At 71.4% G+C, this 21,543-nt stretch carries 19 protein-coding genes, 2 tRNA genes and 3 pseudogenes; 14 read left to right on the top strand and 10 right to left on the bottom strand.

Going from position 1 to position 21,543, the window contains the following annotated elements; genetic code table 11:
• The first annotated feature begins 23 nt into the window (after positions 1–23).
• The 4 genes from AB0K15_RS15875 to AB0K15_RS15860 all read left to right on the top strand — a co-directional run bounded on the left by AB0K15_RS15875 (position 24) and on the right by AB0K15_RS15860 (position 4,044).
• On the top strand, positions 24–1,007 hold the full coding sequence (locus AB0K15_RS15875; protein WP_364050007.1) for a DUF1996 domain-containing protein: 984 nt from the start codon (positions 24–26) through the stop codon (positions 1,005–1,007).
• Between the two features lie 131 nt (positions 1,008–1,138).
• Positions 1,139–1,684 carry a sigma-70 family RNA polymerase sigma factor gene (locus AB0K15_RS15870; protein ID WP_220243906.1) on the top strand — a complete coding sequence of 182 codons (546 nt, stop codon included), beginning with the start codon at positions 1,139–1,141 and terminating at the stop codon, positions 1,682–1,684.
• Positions 1,684–2,394, top strand: coding sequence for a zf-HC2 domain-containing protein (locus AB0K15_RS15865; RefSeq protein ID WP_364050005.1), 711 nt, complete (start codon positions 1,684–1,686; stop codon positions 2,392–2,394). The genes AB0K15_RS15870 and AB0K15_RS15865 overlap by 1 nt, the downstream gene beginning before the upstream one ends.
• Positions 2,395–2,601: 207 nt before the next feature.
• Positions 2,602–4,044 carry a hypothetical protein gene (locus tag AB0K15_RS15860; protein WP_364050003.1) on the top strand — a complete coding sequence of 481 codons (1,443 nt, stop codon included), beginning with the start codon at positions 2,602–2,604 and terminating at the stop codon, positions 4,042–4,044.
• A gap of 170 nt (positions 4,045–4,214) precedes the next feature.
• Here the strand turns inward: AB0K15_RS15860 and AB0K15_RS15855 are convergent, their stop codons facing one another.
• Entirely contained in the window at positions 4,215–5,186 is a 972-nt protein-coding gene (locus tag AB0K15_RS15855; RefSeq protein WP_364050001.1) for a zinc-binding dehydrogenase, read from the bottom strand.
• A gap of 123 nt (positions 5,187–5,309) precedes the next feature.
• Between AB0K15_RS15855 and AB0K15_RS15850 the strand changes: the two genes are divergently transcribed.
• Positions 5,310–5,687, top strand: coding sequence for a helix-turn-helix domain-containing protein (locus AB0K15_RS15850; protein WP_364049999.1), 378 nt, complete (start codon positions 5,310–5,312; stop codon positions 5,685–5,687).
• 48 nt (positions 5,688–5,735) lie between these two features.
• Here the strand turns inward: AB0K15_RS15850 and AB0K15_RS15845 are convergent, their stop codons facing one another.
• Together AB0K15_RS15845 and AB0K15_RS15840 are read right to left on the bottom strand one after the other, a co-directional pair.
• Positions 5,736–7,094, bottom strand: a complete 1,359-nt coding sequence (locus tag AB0K15_RS15845; protein WP_364049997.1) for an AMP-binding protein — start codon at positions 7,092–7,094, stop codon at positions 5,736–5,738.
• A gap of 157 nt (positions 7,095–7,251) precedes the next feature.
• Positions 7,252–7,689, bottom strand: a pseudogene (locus tag AB0K15_RS15840) (TIGR03086 family metal-binding protein); the annotation flags it as partial.
• A 123-nt stretch (positions 7,690–7,812) separates the two neighbouring features.
• On the opposite strand from AB0K15_RS15840, the gene AB0K15_RS15835 reads away from it, so the two are divergent.
• Positions 7,813–8,883, top strand: a complete 1,071-nt coding sequence (locus tag AB0K15_RS15835; RefSeq protein ID WP_364049995.1) for a glycoside hydrolase family 3 N-terminal domain-containing protein — start codon at positions 7,813–7,815, stop codon at positions 8,881–8,883.
• On the opposite strand, the gene AB0K15_RS15830 is transcribed toward AB0K15_RS15835, so the two are convergent.
• Both AB0K15_RS15830 and AB0K15_RS15825 read right to left on the bottom strand, forming a co-directional pair.
• Positions 8,880–10,100 (bottom strand): MFS transporter, encoded by a 1,221-nt coding sequence (locus AB0K15_RS15830; protein WP_364049993.1) that lies wholly within the window; start codon positions 10,098–10,100, stop codon positions 8,880–8,882. The genes AB0K15_RS15835 and AB0K15_RS15830 overlap by 4 nt on opposite strands.
• Positions 10,097–10,591 carry a MarR family transcriptional regulator gene (locus AB0K15_RS15825; protein ID WP_364049991.1) on the bottom strand — a complete coding sequence of 165 codons (495 nt, stop codon included), beginning with the start codon at positions 10,589–10,591 and terminating at the stop codon, positions 10,097–10,099. The genes AB0K15_RS15830 and AB0K15_RS15825 overlap by 4 nt, the downstream gene beginning before the upstream one ends.
• 370 nt (positions 10,592–10,961) lie before the next feature.
• Between AB0K15_RS15825 and AB0K15_RS15820 the strand changes: the two genes are divergently transcribed.
• Together AB0K15_RS15820 and AB0K15_RS15815 are read left to right on the top strand one after the other, a co-directional pair.
• Positions 10,962–11,720, top strand: coding sequence for a hypothetical protein (locus AB0K15_RS15820; RefSeq protein ID WP_364049989.1), 759 nt, complete (start codon positions 10,962–10,964; stop codon positions 11,718–11,720).
• Positions 11,721–11,821: 101 nt separating this feature from the next.
• Complete coding sequence (locus tag AB0K15_RS15815; RefSeq protein WP_364049987.1) at positions 11,822–12,370, top strand: hypothetical protein; 549 nt, start codon at positions 11,822–11,824, stop codon at positions 12,368–12,370.
• Between the two features lie 323 nt (positions 12,371–12,693).
• Here the strand turns inward: AB0K15_RS15815 and AB0K15_RS15810 are convergent, their stop codons facing one another.
• Positions 12,694–14,160 carry an alpha/beta fold hydrolase gene (locus AB0K15_RS15810; RefSeq protein ID WP_364049985.1) on the bottom strand — a complete coding sequence of 489 codons (1,467 nt, stop codon included), beginning with the start codon at positions 14,158–14,160 and terminating at the stop codon, positions 12,694–12,696.
• A 123-nt stretch (positions 14,161–14,283) separates the two neighbouring features.
• Here AB0K15_RS15810 and AB0K15_RS15805 point away from each other — a divergent pair, with 123 nt between their 5' ends.
• From AB0K15_RS15805 to AB0K15_RS15785, 5 genes are all read left to right on the top strand, one after another.
• A complete protein-coding gene (locus AB0K15_RS15805) occupies positions 14,284–15,429 on the top strand; it encodes a CaiB/BaiF CoA-transferase family protein (RefSeq protein WP_364049983.1) in 1,146 nt (381 codons plus the stop codon).
• A 61-nt stretch (positions 15,430–15,490) separates the two neighbouring features.
• The gene (locus AB0K15_RS15800) at positions 15,491–16,000 is read left to right on the top strand and encodes an isochorismatase family protein (RefSeq protein ID WP_364049981.1); all 510 of its coding nucleotides are present in this window, start codon (positions 15,491–15,493) and stop codon (positions 15,998–16,000) included.
• Between the two features lie 1,181 nt (positions 16,001–17,181).
• On the top strand, positions 17,182–18,540 hold the full coding sequence (locus AB0K15_RS15795; RefSeq protein WP_364050880.1) for an MFS transporter: 1,359 nt from the start codon (positions 17,182–17,184) through the stop codon (positions 18,538–18,540).
• Complete coding sequence (locus tag AB0K15_RS15790; RefSeq protein WP_364049979.1) at positions 18,537–19,097, top strand: TetR family transcriptional regulator; 561 nt, start codon at positions 18,537–18,539, stop codon at positions 19,095–19,097. The genes AB0K15_RS15795 and AB0K15_RS15790 overlap by 4 nt, the downstream gene beginning before the upstream one ends.
• Before the next feature lie 202 nt (positions 19,098–19,299).
• Positions 19,300–19,758: a DUF4232 domain-containing protein gene (locus AB0K15_RS15785; protein ID WP_364049977.1), complete on the top strand. Its 459-nt coding sequence runs from the start codon at positions 19,300–19,302 to the stop codon at positions 19,756–19,758.
• Positions 19,759–19,765: 7 nt separating this feature from the next.
• On the opposite strand, the pseudogene AB0K15_RS15780 reads toward AB0K15_RS15785, so the two are convergent.
• Together AB0K15_RS15780 and AB0K15_RS15775 are read right to left on the bottom strand one after the other, a co-directional pair.
• Positions 19,766–20,233: pseudogene (locus AB0K15_RS15780) on the bottom strand (enolase C-terminal domain-like protein).
• Between the two features lie 29 nt (positions 20,234–20,262).
• Positions 20,263–20,424: pseudogene (locus tag AB0K15_RS15775) on the bottom strand (enolase C-terminal domain-like protein); the annotation flags it as partial.
• Between AB0K15_RS15775 and AB0K15_RS15770 the strand changes: the two are divergent.
• The gene (locus AB0K15_RS15770) at positions 20,396–21,238 is read left to right on the top strand and encodes a hypothetical protein (RefSeq protein WP_364050931.1); all 843 of its coding nucleotides are present in this window, start codon (positions 20,396–20,398) and stop codon (positions 21,236–21,238) included. The pseudogene AB0K15_RS15775 and the gene AB0K15_RS15770 sit on opposite strands and share 29 nt — an antisense overlap.
• 16 nt (positions 21,239–21,254) lie before the next feature.
• On the opposite strand, the gene AB0K15_RS15765 is transcribed toward AB0K15_RS15770, so the two are convergent.
• Both AB0K15_RS15765 and AB0K15_RS15760 read right to left on the bottom strand, forming a co-directional pair.
• A tRNA-Val gene (locus AB0K15_RS15765) sits at positions 21,255–21,329 on the bottom strand.
• Between the two features lie 26 nt (positions 21,330–21,355).
• Positions 21,356–21,427: transfer RNA gene (locus AB0K15_RS15760), tRNA-Val, on the bottom strand.
• Positions 21,428–21,543 lie beyond the last annotated feature (116 nt).

Below are 21,543 nucleotides of genomic sequence, written 5' to 3'. Positions count from 1 at the left end.
TTGACGGTGTGAAAATGATCCACGTGGGTTCGCAATCGCGGCGGCGCTGGTCGCCCGGGTGGATCGTGTTCACCATCGTCCTGGTGCTGATCGCCGTGCCCGTGAGCGTGGTCGGCTACAACACGCTCACGGCCGGCGCGCACGAGGAGGAGCACACCGTCTCGCCCGCTTACTTCGCCGACGTCTCGGCGCTGCCCGTCGCGCCGCCGGCGCCCGCGGTGCAGCCGGGCGGGTCGAGCGGCACGTGGCGCATCGACTGCGGCCGCGACGAGGAAGGGCGCCACAACTCCGACAACGTCGTGATCAGCCCCGGCGTGGCCGGCGGGGCGCACCACCTGCACGACTACGTCGGCAACGACTCCACCACCGCGTTCTCCACCGACGCCTCCCTCGCCGCCGCCGGCACCACCTGCCAGGCCGGCGACAAGTCGACCTACTACTGGCCCGTGCTCCGCCTGCCCCGCGGCGACGCGCACCAGACCGTGTTCGGGCGGATCCTCGTGCCGGATTCGGTGCTGATCGAGTACCAGGGCAGCCCGGTCACCAACGTCGTGCCCATGCCCCGCTTCCTGCGTGCCAACACCGGCAACCCGCACGGGTACACGCAGGGCGGCGTCGGCACCGACCACGTGCAGTGGACCTGCTCCGGCAGCCGTGACCACGTCGGGCGCCAGTACCCGCGCTGCCCGGCCGGGCAGCAGGTCGTGCGGTTGTTCGACTTCCCGAGCTGCTGGAACGGCCGCACGACCGACAGCGCCAACCACCGGTCGCACCTGGTCTTCCCCGCCCCGAACGGCGCGTGCCAGGCCGGCACGTTCGCCGTTCCGCGCCTGCACCTGGAGATCTCCTACACCGTGCCGCCCGGCGCGGAGTACGCGATCGACTCGTTCCCGGAGGAGCTCGACAACCCGATCTCGGACCACGCCGACTTCATCGACGTGATGCCGGACGCCCTGATGGCGAGGGTCGTCGACTGCGTGAACTCCGGCAAGCACTGCTCAGCCTGACGCTCGGCGGCCGGAAAGTGGTGTTGGTCACGGTTCGGTATCCGCTGAACTGAACCCCGCTCGCCATCCGTGTGCCCCTCGTGGAGGTGGAGAGATCCCGCACCTTGCGGGACTCGGGAGGGTGGTAGCGGATGGCCGGGTTGAGGACCCGTCATCGTCAGCAGGTCGCCGACGAGGCTCTCGTGCGCTCGCTGTTCGAGGAGCACGGCAAGGCGATGCTGGCGTACGCCACAAGGCTGCTCGGTGATCGAGCGGCGGCGGAAGACGTCGTGCAGGAGGCACTGGTGCGCGCTTGGCGACACCCCGACAGCCTGGTCAACGGCAAGGGCTCGGTGCGTGGCTGGCTGCTGACCGTGGTGCGGAACCTGGTCACGGACAAGATCCGGGCACGGGCGGCGCGGCCCACGGAGGTGGCGGAGTCGCCCACCACCGTGCCGGTGGCGCGCGACCACTCCGACCAGGTCGTGGACTCGATGGTGGTGCTCGCGGCGCTGGACGACCTGAGCGCCGAGCACCGCGAAGTGCTGGAACACGTGTACCTGCACGGGCGGACGGTCGGTGAGACCGCCGAGAAACTGGGCATACCGCCGGGCACGGTGAAATCGCGCTCCTACTACGGGTTGCGCGCTTTGCGTGAGCAGTTCCGGTCGCAGCGACTGGGAGTGGGGGCCGCCTGATGAACACTTCGCACAGCGACCGGTTCGATCTTGAGGCCTACGTGGCCGGCGAGGCGGGCACAACCGACCAGCAGGACGTCGAGCAGCACCTGACGACCTGCGCGGAGTGCCGGGAGGAGGTGGAGTCATTGCGTGAGATGCAGGAGTTCCTGGGCGCGTTGCCGCCCGAGGCGCTGCTCGACGGGCCACCGGACGACGCGGACCTGCTGCTGCAACGCACGCTGCGGCAGATCAGGTCGGAGTCGGCGGGTGCCCGCGGCCGGGGCCGGATCCTGGCCGCGTCGGCGGCGGTCGTCGTCGCCGCGGCGGCGCTGGGCGCGGGCGTGCTCGTCGGCAAGTCGGGCGACAGCGGAGCGGGAACGGCCGTCGCCGCGCCGCCGGTGTCCGCGCCGGCCACGGTGGCACCGGGAACCCGCTTCGTGACAGGGGAATCCGCCTCCGGCGCACGGCTCAACGTCGCCGTCACGCCGGCGGTCGGCTGGGTGCGGCTGAACGCGTCCGTCACCGGCATCCCGGCGGGGCAGAAGTGCCGGCTCGTGGTGGTCGGCAAGGACGGCAGCCGGGAGATCGCCGGCAACTGGCTGGTGTCGGACAAGGCCGCGAGCGACGGCGTGAACCTCGACGGTTCCGCGCTCGTCGACCCGGCGAACGTCGGGTCGGTGCTCGTGGAGAACACCGACGGGCACCAGTTCGTGTCGGCCTCGCTGTAGGTTCTTCAAAGGGCGCTGCCCGTTCGTCCAGTGTGGACTGGATGAACGGGCAGCGCCTTTTTGCCGTCCTGGCAAGGAGTTCCCGGTTCAGGCAGGTGTGACCGCCGTCACGAAACTTCGGTGAACCCTCACGGCGACCACACCCGTGTACCGGTCATCGAAGGCTCGCCATCTCGGGCGGCCGGCTCTGACAGGGAGAAACCCGAAATGTTGCGTACTCGAGTTGCGATGCTCGCCGCCCTGGTGGCGACGGGTGTGGCGGCGCTGACGGCGTGCGGTTCCACCGCCGGCACGCCGAGTGCCGCGCCGGCCGGTGCCGGGGGCGCCGAACTTGCTTCGTCGGTCAACTTCCTGACCGGCACGGCCCAGGAGAACGGCGCGCCGCAGAACACCGGCGACTTCGCCGACCCGGCCGACACCGACGCCGCCGAGCAGTGGGTGGAGCTCGACGCCGGTTCCGCGTCCGGCCTGAACCCGGTGGTGCTGAACGGAAAGGGCTTCCTGCTCTACCGCTTCGACAAGGACAGCCCGAAGCCGCCGACGTCCAACTGCAACGGTGACTGCGCCAAGACCTGGCCGCCGGTCACGGTGAAGGCGGGCGGCAAGGTGTTCCTCAACGGCGTCGACAAGAACGACGTCGGCTTCGTCAAGCGCCAGGACGGCACGCTGCAGGTGACCATCGGCAACTGGCCGGTGTACAAGTTCAGCGGCGACTCGCAGCCGGGCCAGGCCAAGGGCCAGGGCGTGGGCGGCACGTGGTTCGGCGTCACGCCGGAGGGTGGCAAGGCCCAGACCTCGCAGGAGGGCACGGACCCGACGACCGGCGTCGACTACAAGACCGGTACTGCCAAGGAAAACGGCGCCGACCTGAGCCAGGGCGACGACTACAAGGGCCCGCGCACCGACGACGCGGCGATGAAGTGGGTGCAGCTGACCCGCGGTTCGGCCGGTGGCCTGAACCCGATCGTCCACGACGGTGCCGGCATGACGCTCTACCGCTTCGACAAGGACAGCCCGAAGCCGCCGACGTCCAACTGCAACGGTGACTGCGCCAAGACCTGGCCGCCGGTGCTCGTGAAGCCGGGCTCGCGCATCTTCGTCAACGGTGTTCCCGCAGCCAAGATCGGCATCCTGACCCGCGCCGACGGCACCCGCCAGGTCACCATCGGCGGCTGGGCGCTCTACCGCTTCTCCGGCGACAAGAAGGCCGGCGACATCAACGGTGAAGGCGTCGGCGGCACCTGGTTCGCCATCTCGCCGACCGGTGGCAAGGTCCTGCCGAAGGGCGGCGCTCCCGCCTCCAGCGGCCAGGCGGCCCCGCCCGCGTCGTCTTCCTCGACCGCGACCCCGCCCTCGTCGAGCACCACGACTCCTCCCGGTGGCGTGACCCTCGGCAACGGCAGCGCGATCCTCGACAGCGGCATCAACTTCTCCGAGCCCAACGGTTCGTTCGGGGTTTCGGGCCCGGGCTGTGTCGCCAACCCGCAGCCGACGCAGGTTTCCTCGATCCAGCTCAGCGGTGGCCCGGTGAAGCTGTGGAAGGGCCCGAACTGCACCGGTCAGTCGATGGTCATCACGGCCAGCGTGCCCGACCTGAGCAAGATCGGTTTCGACAAGCAGGTCGCCTCGATCCGCTTCGGCGACAAGTGAAGTAGTCCGTAGCCGAAGAGCCGGGGTGTGCACCGACGGGGGGTGCACACGCCGGCTCTTCTTTTATGGGCTCTGTTCATCTCCGTTTTCGCGGTCATGGTGAGGTTTGCTTTCCTGGCTTCCAGGGCGCGAGTTCCCTTCGCCGCCGGACGGTGGCCGGCTGCCGGGTCTCACGGCGTGAGGACTGTTTTCCCGACGGCTGCCCGATCCTCGAACGCCTGGTGGGCCGCGCGGGCTTGCGCCAGGGGCAGGACCGTGCCGATGATCGGCCGCAGTTCGTCGGACTCGGCCAGTGCGAACGCCTGGTCGCGCAGCCGCGCCAGTTGCTGTGCGGGTAGGGCTACTGCCGCGAAGCCGGTGACGGACACGGCCCTGTGGTAGACGGCGAGCGGGTCGAAGCGTGGTGGCTGCCCGCTGGTCGTTCCGTAGATCACCATCCGGCCGACAGCGGGTGCCAGCAGATCGAACGCGGCCTCGGATATGGCTCCGCCAGTGCTCTCCAGGACCACCGAGACGCTGCCGCCCACCGCGTCGCGGACGCGTCGGGGCCAGTCCGGCGTGCTGTAGTCGATCACGACATCGGCGCCGAGTTGCTTGGCCACCGCCAGTTTCGTCTCACCCCGGGCAGCGGCGACCACGGTGGCGCCGGCGTGTTTGGCCAACTGCACCAGAAGACTGCCCACGCCTCCAGCGGCTGCTTCGACCAGGACCGTGTCCGCCGACGTGAGGCCGGCAGCCTCGGCCACGCCGACCGCGGTCGCGCCTTGGCCCAGCAGCGCCACGGCCATCCGGTCGTCGAGCGCATCGGGCAGCGGTACCGCCGACGCTGCCGGCAGGATCGCCAGCTCGGCGTAGCCACCGCCGGACGTCGTCCCGACCACCTGCCTGCCGACCGTCCGGGCGTCCACCCCGGCTCCGACCGCGACCACGGTACCCGCGACCTCGAATCCCGGCGCGAACGGCAAGGGAAGATCCGGCAGCGCGGTGCGCATCAGGCCGGCCCTGATCCGGACATCGGCGAACCCGATCCCCGCGGCTGTGACCCGGATCAGCATCTCACCGGAACCCGGTCGTGGATCGGGCGCCTCGTCGACGCGCAACACATCTGGCGGGCCGTACTCATGGAACCGAACAACGCGCATTCTCCTTGCCCTTCGGTCTTGTCCGTTGATCAGGACCGGCGACGCCGGATTCGGGCGCCGAGTGCGAAGGTATCCATGAGATGCTGGTTACTTCAAAGGTATCTGACTACCGTGAGGGTACTGATGGACCCGCTCGATCCCGACATGTTCCACCCCACCTGTCCCAGCAGCATCATGCCGATCCGCATCGGCGACAAATGGTCGGCGATGATCATTGTCTGCCTTGAACAGGGCCCACGCCGGTTCTCCGAACTCCGCGTACCCATCCACGGCGCCACCCCCAAGGTCCTCACACAGACCCTGCGTGCCCTCGAACGCGACGGCATGATCACCCGCACCGTCTACGCCGAGGTGCCACCACGAGTGGAATACGAACTGACCCCGCTGGGACGCACCCTGCTCGACCCCATCGCGGCCTGTCGACGCTGGGCACAGGAACACCTGCCCACCCTCCTGGCCGCCCGCGAGGCCTACGAGAACCACACAACTCAGCCCGCCTAGCCAGCCGGCCACGACATCGAATTCGGGTGGAAGTGCGGAACCCGAGGGTCATGCGATGTGGCGAGAATGGCCGGCCCAGAAGGGTTCGGCCAGTTTTCGTTTGTCCACTTTGCCCACCGGGGTGAGGGGCAGTTCGCCGGTGAAGTCCACGGTGGACGGTACGAAGTGGTCTCCGCCGAGTTCTTCGCGTACGTGGTGGCGGAGTTCGGTTTCCGTCGTGTCCGGGTGTGCGACGACGACGGCGTGAACCAGCTCCCCCTCGCCGTTCGGTCCGGGCACGGCGAAGACGGCCGCGGCTTTGACGTCGGGGTGGGTGAGCAGCGTGTGCTCGATGGCGGTGGAGGCGACCTTGGTGCCGTGCTCGCCGGTGATGATCACGTCGGCGATGCGGTCGTGGAGGTAGAGGTAGCCTTCGTCGTCGAAGTGGCCCAGGTCGCCGGTGGGGAGCCAGGTGTCGCCGATCGGGGGTTCGCCGTGGTAGCCGTCCATCATGGACAGGCCGCGGACGAGGATCTCGCCGTTTTCCGTGCGGGCCTCCATGCCGGGGACGATGCGTCCTACGGAGCCGAGGCGGTGGGCTTGCGTGAGTTCCTCCGCGGAGATGCTGGCGATCATCGGTGCTTCGGTGAGGCCGTAGCCCTGGCCGACTTTCGCGCCGAAGGCGTCGAGCGCCTGGGCGAGCCTTTTCGGCGGAAGCGGGGCGGCGCCGAGGGAGAGGGATTTCAGGCTGGAGACGTCGGTGCTCGCCAGCGCCGGGCTGTCGAGCACCTGTGCCAGCCTCGGCGGTGTGAGGGAGAGGCTGGTGACTCGGTGGGTCTCGATGTCGTTGAGGAGCTCTTCGGCGTCGAAGCTTGTGCGGAGGACGACTTTGTTGCCGCTGAGCAGGGCGCCGAGCGCCGCGGCGTTGCCGGTCATGTGCGTGAGCGGGGCGGTGATGAGGACGGTTTGCCCGCCGTCGGGGGTGAAGATGTGGGCCATGCCGTCGTAGATGCCGCTGTGGCGGATGAGCTTCGGTGTGCCGGTGGTGCCGCCGGTGGGGAAGATCGCCGTCACCCGGTCGGGCGTGGTGTCCGGAGTGGACGGTTCGCCGGCGGTGAGTTCGTCGAGGTCGATTCGGGTGGCACCGGTCTGCTTCAGGGCCGCTTCCCGGGCCGGCTTGCTGGCTGACGCCGCCACGAGCAGGACTTCGAGGCCCCGCAGCTGCGCGGCGACCTGCGCGAGGATCACCTCGGGCCGGTTGGGCGAGTCGATCGCCACGACGCCGGTTGCGCCGCTGAGCCCGGTGTGGATCCGGCGGAGCGTGTCGGCCGCCGCGCCGTAGGTGGTCGCTCGCCCTTCGTGGTGGAAGAGCACGGTGTCGCCACCCCGGTCGAGCATGGCGAGGACGCGGGTCAGGAAGTAGCTCACGTGCGGCACGGTAGCCCTGCCTGCTGCGGCCCATGCGGTGCAGCAGCAAGCCTTGCGGCGACGGATCCGGCGTCCCCCGCGGCGCGGCGAAGAAACGGTGTGTGGTCTCGGCCGAGATCGGGGTTTCGGCGAGGCCGGCGTAGATCGTGTCGAGGTGGGTGGTGACCCAGTTGACGAGGTCGGAGTCGAGGGATTCGTCGGTGCCGGTGGCGCGGGCGAGGTCCCAGGTGTGGATCACGGTGTCGGTGGTGCGGACGGCGAGGGCCTGCGCGCCGCGGATCCGGCCGAGCGGGTAGTCGACGAGGCGCTCCAGGGCGCCGGGCGCGCTGAACGCGGCGGCGGTTTCGGTGAGCGAAGCGGTGTAGGCGGCGACGGGGTCCGCGCCGAGCGCGTCGGTGTCGCGCAGGTGGAGGAAGTCGGCGGCGGACGCGCCGTGCAACAGGGCGACGTAGTTGAGGTTTCCACGGGTGACGTGGTTGACCAGCTGACGTACGGTCCAGTCGGCGCAGGGGGTCGGCGCCGACCACTGGTGGGCGCACACCTGGCGCAGGCGCCGGCCGAACTCCGCGCCGGCGTGGCGGAAGCGTTGGATCATCCGCCGAGTCAACCGCGGGCGCGAACCTGGCACTCGCGGATTTCGGACATCGCGCACCCTTCGGTCGGAAAGTTTCCGCCCGCCACGCCCAGGCGTTACCGTGGGCGCACTGGAGGGAGTGCCATGAAGCGAGTCGTGCAGGTGGTGGCCGCCGTCGCGGTGGCTGTGGTGACGGTGGGGGCGGTGCCCGGGGCGGCGGGCGCCCGGGAGCTCACGCCGAGGCAGCTGGCGGGGCAGCGGGTCATCTACTCGTACGCCGGGTTGACGCCGCCGGAGCAGTTGCTGCAGCGGATTCGCGCGGGTGAAGCGGGTGGGGTGATCTTCTTCGGGGAGAACATCTCGTCGAGCAGCCAGATCGCAGGCGTGGTGAAGCAGCTTCGCGGCGCGGCGGCGCAGAGTCCGGTGCGCGAGCCCTTGCTGTTGATGACCGACCAGGAAGGCGGGCAGGTCCGGCGGCTGCCGGGCGAGCCGACGCTGTCGGAGAAGCAGGTGGGGCAGTCGGCGAACCCGGAGGCGGCGGCGAAGGCCGCCGGCACGGGCGCCGGGAAGAACCTCGCGGGCGCGGGGATGAACGTCAACCTCTCGCCGGTGCTCGACGTCTACCGGCAGGCCGGGAACTTCATCGACGAGTACGGCCGCTCGTACTCGAGCGACGCCGCCACGGCGGGCACACTGGGACGCGACTTCGTCGCCGCGGAGCAGGCCACGGGCGTCGCGTCGACGGCGAAGCACTTCCCCGGGCTGGGGGCGGCGCCGGCGGGGAGCAACACGGACGTCGCGCCGGTGACGCTGAACGTGCCGCTTCCCGAGCTGCGTACGAAGGACGAAGCGCCGTACGCGGGGACGGCCGCGAAGCTCGTGATGCTGTCGTGGGCCGTGTACCCGGCGCTCGACGCGAGCCACCCGGCGGGCCTCTCACCGACGGTCGTGCAGGAAGAACTGCGCCGGCGCGACGGCTTCCGCGGCGTCACCATCACCGACGCCCTCGAGGCCGGCGCCCTCCAGGACTACGGCGACACCGGCAACCGCGCGGTGCTCGCCGCGAAGGCGGGCGTCGACCTCATCCTGGCCTCCGGCCGCGACGTCAACCAAGGCGACGCGGCAGCCGACGCACTCGCGAAGAACCTCGGCTCGATCCCGGACTTCACGGCGTCGGTGGACCGGATTTCCGCTCTGCGCAAGGGATTGTCCTAGGGGCGAAGGGCGAACCGCCGCAAGCTCGGCGTCGTCACCGCGACGGCCGCGACCGCGGCCACGCACAGCAGACCGCCGCTGACGAGAGAGGCCAAGGCGGAGGTCGGGGCCGCCACCAGGCCCGCGCGGAGGTTGCCGAGGTCCGGGCCCGCCTGGCCGACGATCTGCTCGGCGGCGGCAACCCGCCCGAGCAGCTCGTCGGGCGTGTGCAGCTGCACGACGGTGCTCCGTGAAACCACCGACACCGTGTCCGCCGCACCGGCCAGTGCCAGGAAACCCAGGCCCAGCCACGGATTCGTGGTGAGTCCGAACAACGTCAGCGAGAGACCCCAGGCGGCCGACCCCACCAGCATCACCACCCCTGGCCGCGGCCGGCGGGTGAAGACGCCGGAGAACACGGACGCCGCGACGCCTCCGACGGCGATGGCGGTGAGGAACAGGCCGAGGGTGCGGGGGTTGCCGCCGAAACGTTCGGCGTTGACGAGCGGGAAGAGGCTCATCGGCATGGACAGGACCATCGCGGCGAGGTCCGTGAGGAGAGCGCCGCGCACGACGGGGGTGCGGACGAGGAACGCGAGGCCGTCGGCGATGCCGCGCAGGCCGGGGCGCGCGGAATCGTCGGGTTGCATGGCCGGGAGGCCGAAGGCGCCGTAGAACGCGCAGCCGAACGTCACGGCGTCGATGGCGTAGCAGCCCGTCACGCCGACCCAGCCGATGAGCACGCCGCCGATCGCGGGGCCGAGCAACATGCAGCCCTGGAAGGAGATCCGGTTCAGCGCGAGCCCGGCGGCGAGCTGTTCGCGCGGCAGCAGCCAGGGGATGAACGTGCGCGACGCCGGCCCGCTGCCGGCGACGAAACACGACTGCACCGCGAGGATCGCCAGCACGCCGCCGACCGGGAACCCCGCCACTGCGCTCTGCGCGACCAGCAGCACCGAGCACACGGCCTGCGCCACCGTCATCGCCAGGTAGAACCGCCGCCGGTCGACGCGGTCCACAAGCGTGCCCGCGAACAGCCCGAACACGACGATCGGCAACGCCTGCGCGAGTCCGACGGCGCCGGTCCACACGGTGCTGCCCGTGCGTTCCCAGACCTGGTACAGCACGGCCACGAGCGTCAGCTGCGCGCCGAGCACCGAGCACGTGCGCCCGATCCACAGCCGCTGGAACTGCGGCGAAGTGCGCAACGGTGTCACGTCGAGCAGCTGCGCCCTCATCGCCAGGCCTCGTCGCCCTCGAGTTTCTCCGCGATGCGGTCGTGGAAGCTCTTGCGCGCCAACGCTTTCTCGACGTCTTTGACCACCTTGCTCAATGGGTACGGGATCTCGGCCTCGAGATCGACCAGCACCGCCTCCGTCGCGCGCCACTCTGCCGCGAGCCGGCCGACGAGCTCCTCGGCCTTGGGCGTGAGCGCCACCTTCTTGCTGCGCGCGTCGTCGCCCGTGGTGGTCGTGACCAGGCCGGCCTTGCGCATGGCGGCCACCTTCTGGCTCAACGCCGAGTGTGTCCGCTCGACCGACGCCGCGAGCTCGGTGATCGTCATCGGCCCGCGCGCGTGCAGGCGCAGGAGCTCCATGACGAAGCTCGGTTTCAGGCCTTCGATGCCGCGCTCGGTGTAGAGCCGGCCGATGTCGTCGTCCATCGCGTGCTGCAGCAGGCGCATGGGGCGCCAGAGGCTCTGCTCGGTGGGATCGGTGAACTCGGGCATGGGCGCAAGTGTAACAGGACTTATATAAGTGCTGTTACAATACGGCCGTTCGGGGGAAGGTGTTCCAGTGGCCGGGAAATCGGCCGATTCGTTGTGGTTCAAGGGAAAACTGGCGCTCCGACGCCGGATCGGAAGTCGATCAAGTGGGTACTTTTCCCGTGCTGGCAAAGGATTCCCCACCGCTGCCGGCTGGGAGGACGCATGCGTCACGAGCCGAGGTTCACCCGTCGAGCGGTGTTCACGGCGGCACTCGCGGGGATGGTCGTGAGCGCGTGCGGGGCGGTGTCGCGACGGGTGCCGGCGGGGGCCTCCGTCGCCGTCCTCGATGCCGCAGCCGCCACCGGTACCGCCCCCTCCGCCGCCGAACGCGTTGGCCACGAGCCTGCTCGTCGGCTTCTGCGGCGCGCCGCACGCGAAAGCCCTCGGCGAGATGACCGGTGATCTCGCGGCGGCCGGGCGCGAGCTGATCGGGCAGGCGGGGGCATACCGGCAGGCGGTGACGCCCGTCGTCGAGCTCGTCGCCACGGCCGCCCACCGCACACCCGGGCCCGACGGCAGGTACCGCACCCGCGCGTCCGACAGCACCATCGCCGAGTACCTCGCCGAAGCGCGGGCGCTCAAGGGCGTGCTGCTGCTCGACATCCAGCCCGGCCGCGCGGATTTCCTGCCCGAGGTGCGGGCGTACGAGCGGTGGCTGGCCGAACCGGACGTCGGCGTCGCGCTCGACCCGGAGTGGGCGGTCGAACCGGGCGTGGTGCCGGGCGAGAAGTTCGGGCGGACCACGGGCGCGGAGCTCGACGGCGTCGCGGCCTACCTCGCGCGGCTCGCCCACGACCGCCGGCTGCCCGACAAGATCATGGCCTACCACCAGGTCGCGGCTTCGATCGTCCGGGACGAGGCCGCGTTGCGCGCGCACCCGGGGGTGTCGATCGTGAAGGTCGTCGACGGCATCGGCAGCTCGGCCGCGAAGAAGGCGACCTGGCGCACGCTCATGGCCGCCAAACCCGCGCACGTGCTGGCCGGCTTCAAGCTGTTCTACGAGGAGGACACGCGCCACGGTGCCACGCTGATGACCCCGTCCGAGGTACTCGCGCTCACGCCGAGACCCTCGTACGTCGTGTATGAGTAAGCGCCCCCGATCCGGGTGACACCCACGCGTGTGGTCATCCGCTCGGCGCCGGGAGGAACGGGCACTCTTGCTGCGGACCCTCCACGACGGGAGCAGCTCGCATGCACGCCTGGTGGCCCCTCGCGACGGTCGCCGCGGTGTTCGCGGCGCTCGCCCTGGTGCACCTGCGCCGCTCGGCCCAGCCGCGCGGCACCAGGCAGCCGGCCGCGGCGCCTTCGGCCCGGCGGCTGCTGTCTCCCGAACCGCCCGTCGTCGCGCAGCGCGGCCGGGCCCGCCACCGCCTGGAACCGGCCACGCGCTCCCGCGGGGAGGTGGATCCGCTGGCGCGTTACCCCGTGGCACGGCAGCGTCCGGTGCCCAACGCCGTCGCCCAGCGCCTGGGCGGCCCGGACTCGACGCCGACACGACCGTTCGCGCTTCCGCAGCCCCGCAACCGCGACGCCGACTCGCGGAACTGGCCCGCCGCCGCACCCCCGCGCCCGACCCCGCCGACCCGCCGCCGCAACCGTCCCGGCAAGATCATCACCGACCCGGCCTGGCCGGGACCCCCGGTTTCCCGGTCCAGCCCGGCGGTTCCCGATCCGTCCGGGCGGGACCGGGAACCGCGCACCCGGCGTACCCGCCGCGACCGCGACCGCCCCGACGGGTGACGAGGGTTTCGCGGCCGTGAGATCCGGCTTCGCAACGATGACCGCAGCACATCCCGGCTTGCTGTGCGCCGCTTCGGCGATCCACGTCCGCCCGGCCGTCGCGGGCATCGAAATCGCCCGGTTCCTCGTGGCGTCGTGTCGATGGCCGACCGAGATCAGGGACGTCGAGACCCGTGGTCCCGGAGATCGCGGTCACCCGGACGGTTGACGGGCGCCACCGCGGGGTAGGTAGAGGACAGCCCGCCGCTGTGGTCCCTCCCCCCACCTCTGCGGCGGCGGGCGCGGGCCGGGCCCCTGTACCGGGGCCCGGCCCTGCCATGGTCCTATGTGGACGAAGTCACCGGCTCGCCCGGACAGGTGCCCGCGGCGGTCCGGCCGGTGCTGAAGAATTCCACCGCCTTCGACCCGCACGCCACGAGGTCGAGGGAACCGTGCGCGCCATTGTCGACGGTCAGGAGCGAGCCGCCGATGCGGCGGCGCATGTCCTCCGCCCACGACGCGGGAGTGGTCGTCTCCGTGCGGTGGCCCACCAGCTGCAGCGGGCTCGTGCCGCGAGCCAGGTGCCACGGCTGCTTCGGCAGCGGCCACCCCGCGCACCAGTGCTGGTAGCCGGCCATGCCGTGGAACAGCGGTGACATCGCCTGCCGCTGCTGCTCCTCGCGCCACATCGCGGGTTCGCCCGGGTCGGCGCCCTGGTCGTTGCACAGCACGGAAACCTGCATGAGCAGGCCGGCGAAGTGGCTGTCTTCGAGGCCGAAGCCGGTGAATTCCGGCTCGTTCCCGACGAGCGGCGGGTTCTTGCCGTCCCGCAGGGTGGTGAGGGTGTCGGCCATCGCGGGCCAGTGGGACTGCTGGTAGGTCAGCACGGTGCGGAGGTTGCCGCCGCTGAACGTCAGCGGTTTGCCGTCGGCGGTGACCTGGCGCGGGTGGGCGTCGAGGCCGGCGGCGAGGGCGGTGACGTCCGCGCGGATCTTCGCCGTGTCGGTGCCGAGGTGGTACTGGCCGTCGCGCGCGGCGAGCCAGGCGGCGAACCGGGAGAAGTTGGCTTCGGCGGCGTCGATCTGGCCGTTGTTCATCGTGCGGAGGCTGAAGTCGGGCGGCATCACGGAGTCGAGCAGCATGCGGTCGACGTGCCGGTCGTAGCGGCTGCGGTACACGGCGCCGAGCGCGGTGCCCCATGAAACCCCGTAGAAGCCGATCTTCGGCTCACCCAGGGCGATCCGGATCTGGTCGAGGTCGCGGGCGACGACGTCGGTCGACAGGCTCGCGATGAACTCCGGGTCGTACGCGGTGCAGCGGGCGTTCTGCCTGGCCGTCTGCTCGTAGCCCTGCCGGTACTGCTCGGCGGGCGACGCTCTCGGGTCGGGATTCGGGCCGTCCTCAGGCGCGACGTCGCAATCCTTGCCCTCGCTGAAGCCGACGCCGCGCGGGTCGAAGCCCACGATGTCGTGGTCGACGCCCATGCCCGCCACCGTCGTGTGGCTGAGGGTGAGCGGCATGTCGAGCCCGGAGTTGCCCGGCCCGCCGGGGTTCACCACGATCACGCCCTGGCGCTTCTCCGGCGACGTCGCCTTGAGCCGGCTGACCATCAGGTCGAGGCGGCGGCCGTCGGGATGGGCGTAGTCGAGCGGGACGGAGACCTTCGCGCACTCGGTGCGCGCGTCGGTCTGATCCCACTCCTTGATCAGGGTGCGGCACGGGGCCCAGGCGAGTGCCGCGGGCGCCGGCGTCGCCGCGACGACCGCGGGCAGTGCGACGGCGAGCGCCAGTAAGGGGACGACCTTCTTCATGATGATCATGATCGCGGCGCGCGAGGCGGGCTGCCTCGGGCGATCGGGTCACAAACCCGGCCGATCGGCTGATGTGCCTCCCGGAGGTAGCCTGGTGCGACGGTTGCCGGCGAAAGGATTTCGATGCTGCCCCTGTCCGGAATCACGGTGGTTTCCCTCGAACAAGCTGTGGCGGCGCCGTTCGCGACGCGGCAGCTCGCGGACCTCGGCGCGCGGGTGATCAAGGTCGAGCGGCCGGGTTCGGGGGACTTCGCGCGGTCGTACGACGCCACCGTGCGCGGGCTGTCGAGCCACTTCGTGTGGCTCAACCGCAACAAGGAGTCGATCGCGCTGGACCTCAAGCAGCCGGCGCAGCGGCGGGTGCTCGACGCGTTGCTGGAGCGCGCGGACGTGTTCGTGCAGAACCTCGCGCCGGGCGCGGCTTCGCGCCTCGGGCTCGGGTCGGAGGAGTTGCTGGCGCGCCACCCGCGGCTGATCGTCTGCGGCATCTCCGGCTACGGCACCGACGGCCCGTACCGCGACAAGAAGGCCTACGACCTGTTGGTGCAGTGCGAAACCGGCGTGCCCGCGCTCACCGGCTCGCCCGAGGAGCCGGCGAAGACCGGGATTCCGGTCGCGGATCTGGCCGGTGGCATGTACGCATACAGCGGCGTGCTTTCGGCGCTGTACGAGCGCGAACGGACCGGTCGCGGCCAGGCGTTCGAGGTGTCGTTGTTCGACGCGCTCACCGAATGGGTCGGTTTTCCGCTGTATTACACGGTTTACGGCGGTACGCAGCCGGCGCGAACGGGGCTTTCGCACGCTGCCATCGCCCCGTATGGCCCGTACGTGTGCGGTGACGGCGAGACGGTCTTCCTCGCCGTGCAGAACGACCGCGAGTGGCGGCGGCTGTGCACCGACGTGCTGGGGCGCGCGGAGGTCGCGGATTTCTTCGCCACCAACGACGAGCGCTCGGCCCGCCGCGACGAGCTGCGCGCCGTGATCGAGGAGGCCTTCGCGCCGCTGGACTCGGCGACGGTGCTCGCCCGCCTTGACGCGGCGTCGATCGCCAATGCGCGGCTGCGGACCATCGCGCAGCTGGCCTCGCATCCGCAGCTGGCCGAACGCGGGCGCTGGGGCTCGGTGGATTCGCCGGCGGGGCCGTTGCGGGCCTTGGTTCCGCCCGTGACGGTGGCCGGGCGGGAGCCGCGGTTCGACCCGATTCCGGACGTGGGGGAGCACACCTCGGCGCTGCTCGCGGAGCTGGGTTTCGAGGGGATGCCGGACTGACGGGTTTCGCCCGGCGTTTCCTGTCGGCGTTTTTGTCGGGGGTGGGTGCCAAGCTTCCGGCATGGTCCCCGTGCTGCTCTTGATCGACGTCCAGAACAACATGCTCCGCCCGCCCGAACCGGTGCCTTCCGCGGCCACCGTCGCCCCGGCGATCGAGGCGGTGCTGTCCCGCGCGCGTGCCGCGGGCGCGCCGGTGGTGCACGTGCGCAACAACGGCACCGGCGACGACCCCGACGTGCCCGGAACGCCGGGCTGGGCTCTCGTTCACGACGTGCTCCCCGGCGAACACGTGGTGGACAAGACCACGCCCGACTCCTTCGCCGGCACCCCTCTGTCCACCCTCGTGCCCGCCGGCGCGCCCCTCGTCGTCGCCGGTATGCAGAGCGACTTCTGCGTTCGCGAGACAACCCTGGAAGCCCTCCGGCGCGGCCACCCGGTCACCCTGGTCACCGACGCCCACGCGACCTACGACGGCCCCGTCCCCGCCGCGGAGGCCTCCGCCGCGGTCGCCGCCGAACTCGCCACCGCGGGCGCCTCGCTGGCCTCGAGCGAAGTGATCCACTTCGGCTGACGGAGGTCCCAGCCGCGGCGTGGCCGGGTCGGGGGTAGGGTAAGTCATCAGGTGATGACATCAACTGATGACTGAGGTGTTGCCGCGATGTCCGGGATGGCCGAGCTGAGTGGTGCACCCTGGCGGCCCGAGAGGTCGGGGCTGCCGGGGTGGGCTGGTGAGGTGCTGCCGCACGGGTTCTTGCCCGGTGGGCGCCGGTTGTCCGGGCGAGCCAGGCGCGGGCTCGCCGACTCGGCAGACCTGTGGGTTGTCGGCACGTCCGCGGCGGGTCTGTGGTGAGCGGGCCGGACAAGCCGCCCGTACACGCCTCGGGCCCGCCGCCGTCGTGCGGCGCGCCCGAGACCGGCGACGCCTCGCAGGGCTCAGCGAACGGCGCCGGCGCGGCGCCGGGGTCGGACGGACCCGCCCTCGGCACCGACGGCAGGCGGCATCCACGTGCCGTGAGCGACGTGGCGACGTGCGGTGGAGCCGCATGGCAGCCACGCGATCCGGACTTGGGCGCGCCGGTCTTCCGCGCCGACGGCGGGCAGTCTGCGCACACCGCGGGCGCGGCTGCGGCGCCCGACGGAGCTGCGCGGCAGGTGCGTGCTGCGAGCGGGGTGTCGGAGCCCGCCGGAGGCAAGCGGCAGCAATGCGACCCGTGTGCGACGCCGGGGTTGGGCGGGCCTGCCCTTGGCGCCGAAGGCGAGCGTCTCGCGTCTGCGATGAGCGAGACGGTGGGGTCTGCCGGAGGCGTGCGGCAGCCACGCGATCCGGGCGCAAAGCCGGAGGCGGGTGGACCCGTCGCCGACAGCGCGCGGCCCGCGCGTGCCGTGAGCGAGTTGGCGAAGTCGGCCGGAGCTGCATGGCAGCCGCGCGATCCGGGTGCAGAGCCGGATGTGGGCGCGCCGGTCTTCGATGCCGACGGCGCGCAGTCTGCGTGCGCTGCGGGCGAGGCTGCGGGGTCTGCTGCAGGCAAGCGGCAGTTGCGCGATCCGAGCGCGGCGCCAGTGCTCGGTGAGGGTGGGCAGCCTGCGCGTGCTGCGAACGAGGCTGCGGGGTCTGCCGGAGGTGCACGGCAGCCGCGCGATCCGGACGCAAAGCCGGAGGTGGGCGAGCCCGTCGTCGACAGCGCGCGGCCCGTGCGTGCCACGAGCGACGTAGCCGCGAGCCGCACGGCTGAGCCAACCGCCCGCGGCTTGGTGCCCACGTTGGTGTTCCTCGGGCTCGTCGTGGCGGTGATCAGCAGCCTGGGGGCGCCGCTGATTCCGGCGGTGGCCGAGGTGCACCGGGTGTCGCTGGGGGATGCGCAGTGGTCGTTGACGGTGACCTTGGTGGTCGGGGCGATGGTGACACCCGTGATGGGGCGCCTGGGTGACGGGCCGGCGCGGCGGGGCGTGATGCTGGGCGGGCTGGCGCTGGTGGTGCTGGGGTGTGTGCTCGCGGCGTTGCCGTTCGGGTTCGTGGCGTTGCTGGTGGGGCGCGCGTTGCAGGGCGCGGGGCTGGGCCTGACGCCGCTGACGATCGTGGCGGCGCGGGAAGCGTTGGTGCCCGCGAAGGCGAGGCCGACGATGGCGATCCTGTCGATCACGACGGTCGCCGGGGTCGGGCTCGGGTATCCGGTGACCGGGCTGATCACGGAGCTGGGCGGGCTGCCGGCGGCGTACTGGTTCGGGGCCCTCGTGGCGGCGGTTGCGCTGGTGGCGGCGATCAAGGTGGTGCCCGACGCTGTGAACGCCGAGGCGAAGCGGCTGGACGTGCCGGGAGCGCTGCTGCTGGGGGTGGGGCTCGGCGCGTTGCTGTTGTGGATCAGCAAAGGCGAGGAGTGGGGCTGGGGCTCGGGGGCGTCGGTCGGATCGGTGGTCGTCGCGGTGGGCGCGCTGGTGGCGTGGGTGTGGCATGAGGGCCGCAGCAGCCATCCGCTGGTGGAACTGCGGTTGGTGCGGCTGCCGGGGGTGCTCGCGGCCGACGTCGCGGCTCTCCTGTCCGGCACGGGGATGTATCTGCTGACGTCGTTGATGGTGCAGTTCGTCCAGACGCCGCCGGCCGACGGCGGGCTCGGCGGGTCCGTGGTGGTGGCGGGGCTGGTGCTGCTGCCGTTCTCGATCGGGAGCCTGCTCGCCAGCCGGATCGCGCCGCCGGTGATCCGGCGCGGGTGGGGGCGCGTGCTGATCCCCGGGGCTTCACTGGTCGGCTTGGTGAGCGTCGGCGTGTTCGGCTTCGTGCGCCACGACTACGTGGTGCTCATCGTCGTCATGGCGGCCACCGGGCTCGCCGTCGGCACGGTTTTCGCCGTGCTGCCCGGCATGATCACGCGCGGGACGCCCCCGCACGAGACCGGCAGCGCGATGAGCTTCAACCAAGTGCTGCGCTACGTCGGCTACTCCACCGGCAGCGCGCTCAGCGCCGCGATCCTCGTCGGGCACACGCCGGATGGGCAGCGCTTCCCGAACGCCCTCGGCTACACCGTCGCCGCCTTCGCCGGGGTGGCGGTCTGGGCGCTGGCCGCGGTGTTCGCCATGCTGCTGCCCGGAAAAACGACCGGAGGAGCGCGCCGATGACGGACCGGACCACGCCGCGGCGCCGGGATGCCGGACGGACGCGGGCCGCGCTGCTGCAGGCCGCGGCGGAGTTGTTCGCGGACCGGGGATACGCGCAGGCGACGATTCGCGACATCGGCGAGCGAGCGGGCGTCGATCCGGCGATGATCGCGCGGTACTTCGGGGGGAAGGCGCAGCTGTACGTCGCCGTGCTGCAGGAGGAGACAGGCGAAGAGGAGCTGGCCGACCTCGGAGACGCCGAGCGGTTGCGGGGGCTGGTCGGGCGGGCGGTCAGGCAGGGGCCCGGGCCGCTGTACCAGGTTGCGCTCCAGCCGCATGACGACGCGAAGGCCAACGAGTTCTCGCGGGAAGAGCTGCACCGCCGGATCGTCACGCCGCTCGCGCGTCGGCTGATCTCCGAAGGGGTCGAGCAGGCGCAGGCGCGCGCGGAGCTGCTGACGGCGGCGTTCGCGGGGGTGCTGATCGGGCGGACGTCGGGTGCGTTGCGGGAGCTCGCGGCGCTCGACGAGGAGAGCCTCACGGCCTTGGTGACGCGGCTCGTGTCCTCTATGGAGTGAACCGGGCACGGAATATGCCTCCCTGCCCCGGAACCTGTTTCGGGGGTCGGCCGTCCTGGGTAGTGAAAAGCCGTCCACGAAGGGGAGTGCGCATGTGGGGTAAGACGATCGTCCCGGGTATCGCGGTTTTGTTCGCGCTGACGGCCTGTTCGAGCACCACGCCACCGCGGCCGGCGCGCCGCAGCCGACGCCCGACGCGGCCGTGAACGCGGACCAGCCGGCGGTCTCGCAAGAGAGCCGGCAGTCCTTCCACGCCGAGCTCACCATCCAGGACCAGGGCCTCGGCCTGCTCGCCCTCGAGAACACCGGCAAGGACCCCGTGACGATCGAGGGCTGGCCGGCGCTGCAGTTCCTCGCCGCCGACAACTCGCCGCTCAAGGTGCCGACGCAGAGCGTCGACATCCCCGGCGCGGGCCCGTCCATCACGCTGCGCCCCGGCACCAACGCGTTCGCCGGCGTCAAGTGGGAGACGGGCGACAAGGGCAGCGCCGACACGTTCGTGGCGACCACCCTCAAGCTCACCCCGCCCCACGGCACGAGTGCGACGGTCGTCGACGTGATCGGCACGGACGGCAAGAAGGTCGGCTACCCCGAGCTCGACATCACCTCGGTCAAGGTCGGCACGCTGCAGCCCAGCACCCAGGGCGTGCTCGTCTTCTGACCACGCCTCAGCGGACGCGCAGATCGTCCAGAGCGGACCGGTTCCACGACATCCCGTGGCCCGGCCGGTCCGGCGGGGCCACGCGTCCGTTGTGGACGGTCAGCGTCTCCTGAAGCACGTCGTCGATCAGCGGGAAGTGCTCCACGTAGGGGCAGTTCGGCGCCGCCGCCGCGAGGTGGACGTGCAGCTCCGGCAGGAAGTGCGGGCTCAGCGGCGCACCGAACGCCTTCGCGATGGCCGAGATCCGCGGTCATTCGGTGACGCCACCCGTCAGCGGCACGTCGGGCTGCAGCACCGAAGCGGCCCGCGCGTGCAGGTACGCCGCGAATTCGAAACGCCCGTGCAGGTGCTCGCCGACGGCGACGGGCAGCGCCACGGCTGCGGCAAGCGTCGCGTGGCCGGTGACGTCGTCCGACGGAAGGGGTTCCTCCAGCCAGCGGCCCGACCCAGGTCGGCCAACCGCGCACCGGTCCACGACGCGGTCGGCAGGTCGAGCCGTTCGTTGGCGTCGACCATGATCCGCGCGTCGTCACCCACGGCCTCGCGCACCGCGCGCACACGGGCGACGTCTTCCTCGGCCTGCCGGGCGCCGACGCGGAGCTTCACGGCGTGGTGGCCCTCGTCGAGGTACGCACGTGTGCCGTCGACCAGCTGCTCCACCGACATCGCGTGCGTGGCCCGGCCGCTGCCGTGGATCTCGACGTCGTCGTGGTGCGCGCCGAGGAAGCGGAACAGCGGCAGGCCTGCGCGGCTGCTGGTGCTGGGCGGTGGCATCGGGGGTCTGGCCGCCGAGCTCCCCGTGGCCCGCGACGGCCACGCGGTGCGGGTGCTGGAACAGGCACCCGAGTTCGCCGAGATCGGCGCCGGCCTGCAGGTCGGCCCCAACGCGTCCCGTGTGCTCGACCGCCTGGGCGTGCTGTTGGTGGGGTCGAAGCCGTGGAGCCAGTCGACGATCTCGAAGTCGTCGGCGGCCCGGGGCTTGAGCGCGTGGGCTCGCGGCAGGGCGCCGACGCCATCGAGGTGCAGGAGGCCGCCTCAGGTCCGGGTGGTCGTCTGCACGCGGGCGGTGCGCGGGGCGCGAATCGGTTCGTGGGAAACCATCGAACCGGGGTTCGTGGAGCTGAGGGCGCCGGGCGGGGCGCTGGCCGACGAGGCCGCCGTGCCGAACGCCGTCGTCGGCCACGGCGCACCGTGGGCCCTCGTCGCGGCCGGTGGGCAAGAGGCCGGCGCTCGGCTCGACGCCCTCGCGGATGCGCTCGTGCAGTGGTCACAGGACGAGCGGAGCGCCAACCTGCTGGCCGCCGGCCAGGCCACGACCCCCGCCGAGGTGCGCGCCGCGTACGACCCCGCGCGCTACGAGCGGCTCGCACAGCTCAAGCGGCGCCACGAGCCGCAGAACCTGTTCCGCGTCAACCACACCATCGCGCCCGCGGCGAGCACTCCGGTGCCCTGGACAGCACGATGGCCCCGGATCGAGTGATCCGGGGCCATCGTGGTGGTGGGCGATACTGGGATCGAACCAGTGACCTCTTCGGTGTGAACGAAGCGCTCTCCCCCTGAGCTAATCGCCCTCCAGGTGAGTCCACATCGGACTACGTGCGCGATACTGGGATTGAACCAGTGACCTCTTCCGTGTCAGGGAAGCGCTCTCCCGCTGAGCTAATCGCGCGCTGCGGGAAACCAGCTTAGCGAACCCCTTCCGGGGCCCGTCACGGGGGCCACCCTCTCGCCGCGCCGCGGTCCGGGCGGACCCGTGAAGGGCCCCGAGGCTCTGCCGGGTCCCGG

It is taken from the genome of Amycolatopsis sp. NPDC049253, from assembly GCF_040678995.1.
GTDB lineage: Bacteria > Actinomycetota > Actinomycetes > Mycobacteriales > Pseudonocardiaceae > Amycolatopsis.
The sequence above is the reverse complement of the archived record's forward strand: the minus strand, read 5'-3'. Positions and strand labels throughout refer to the sequence as shown.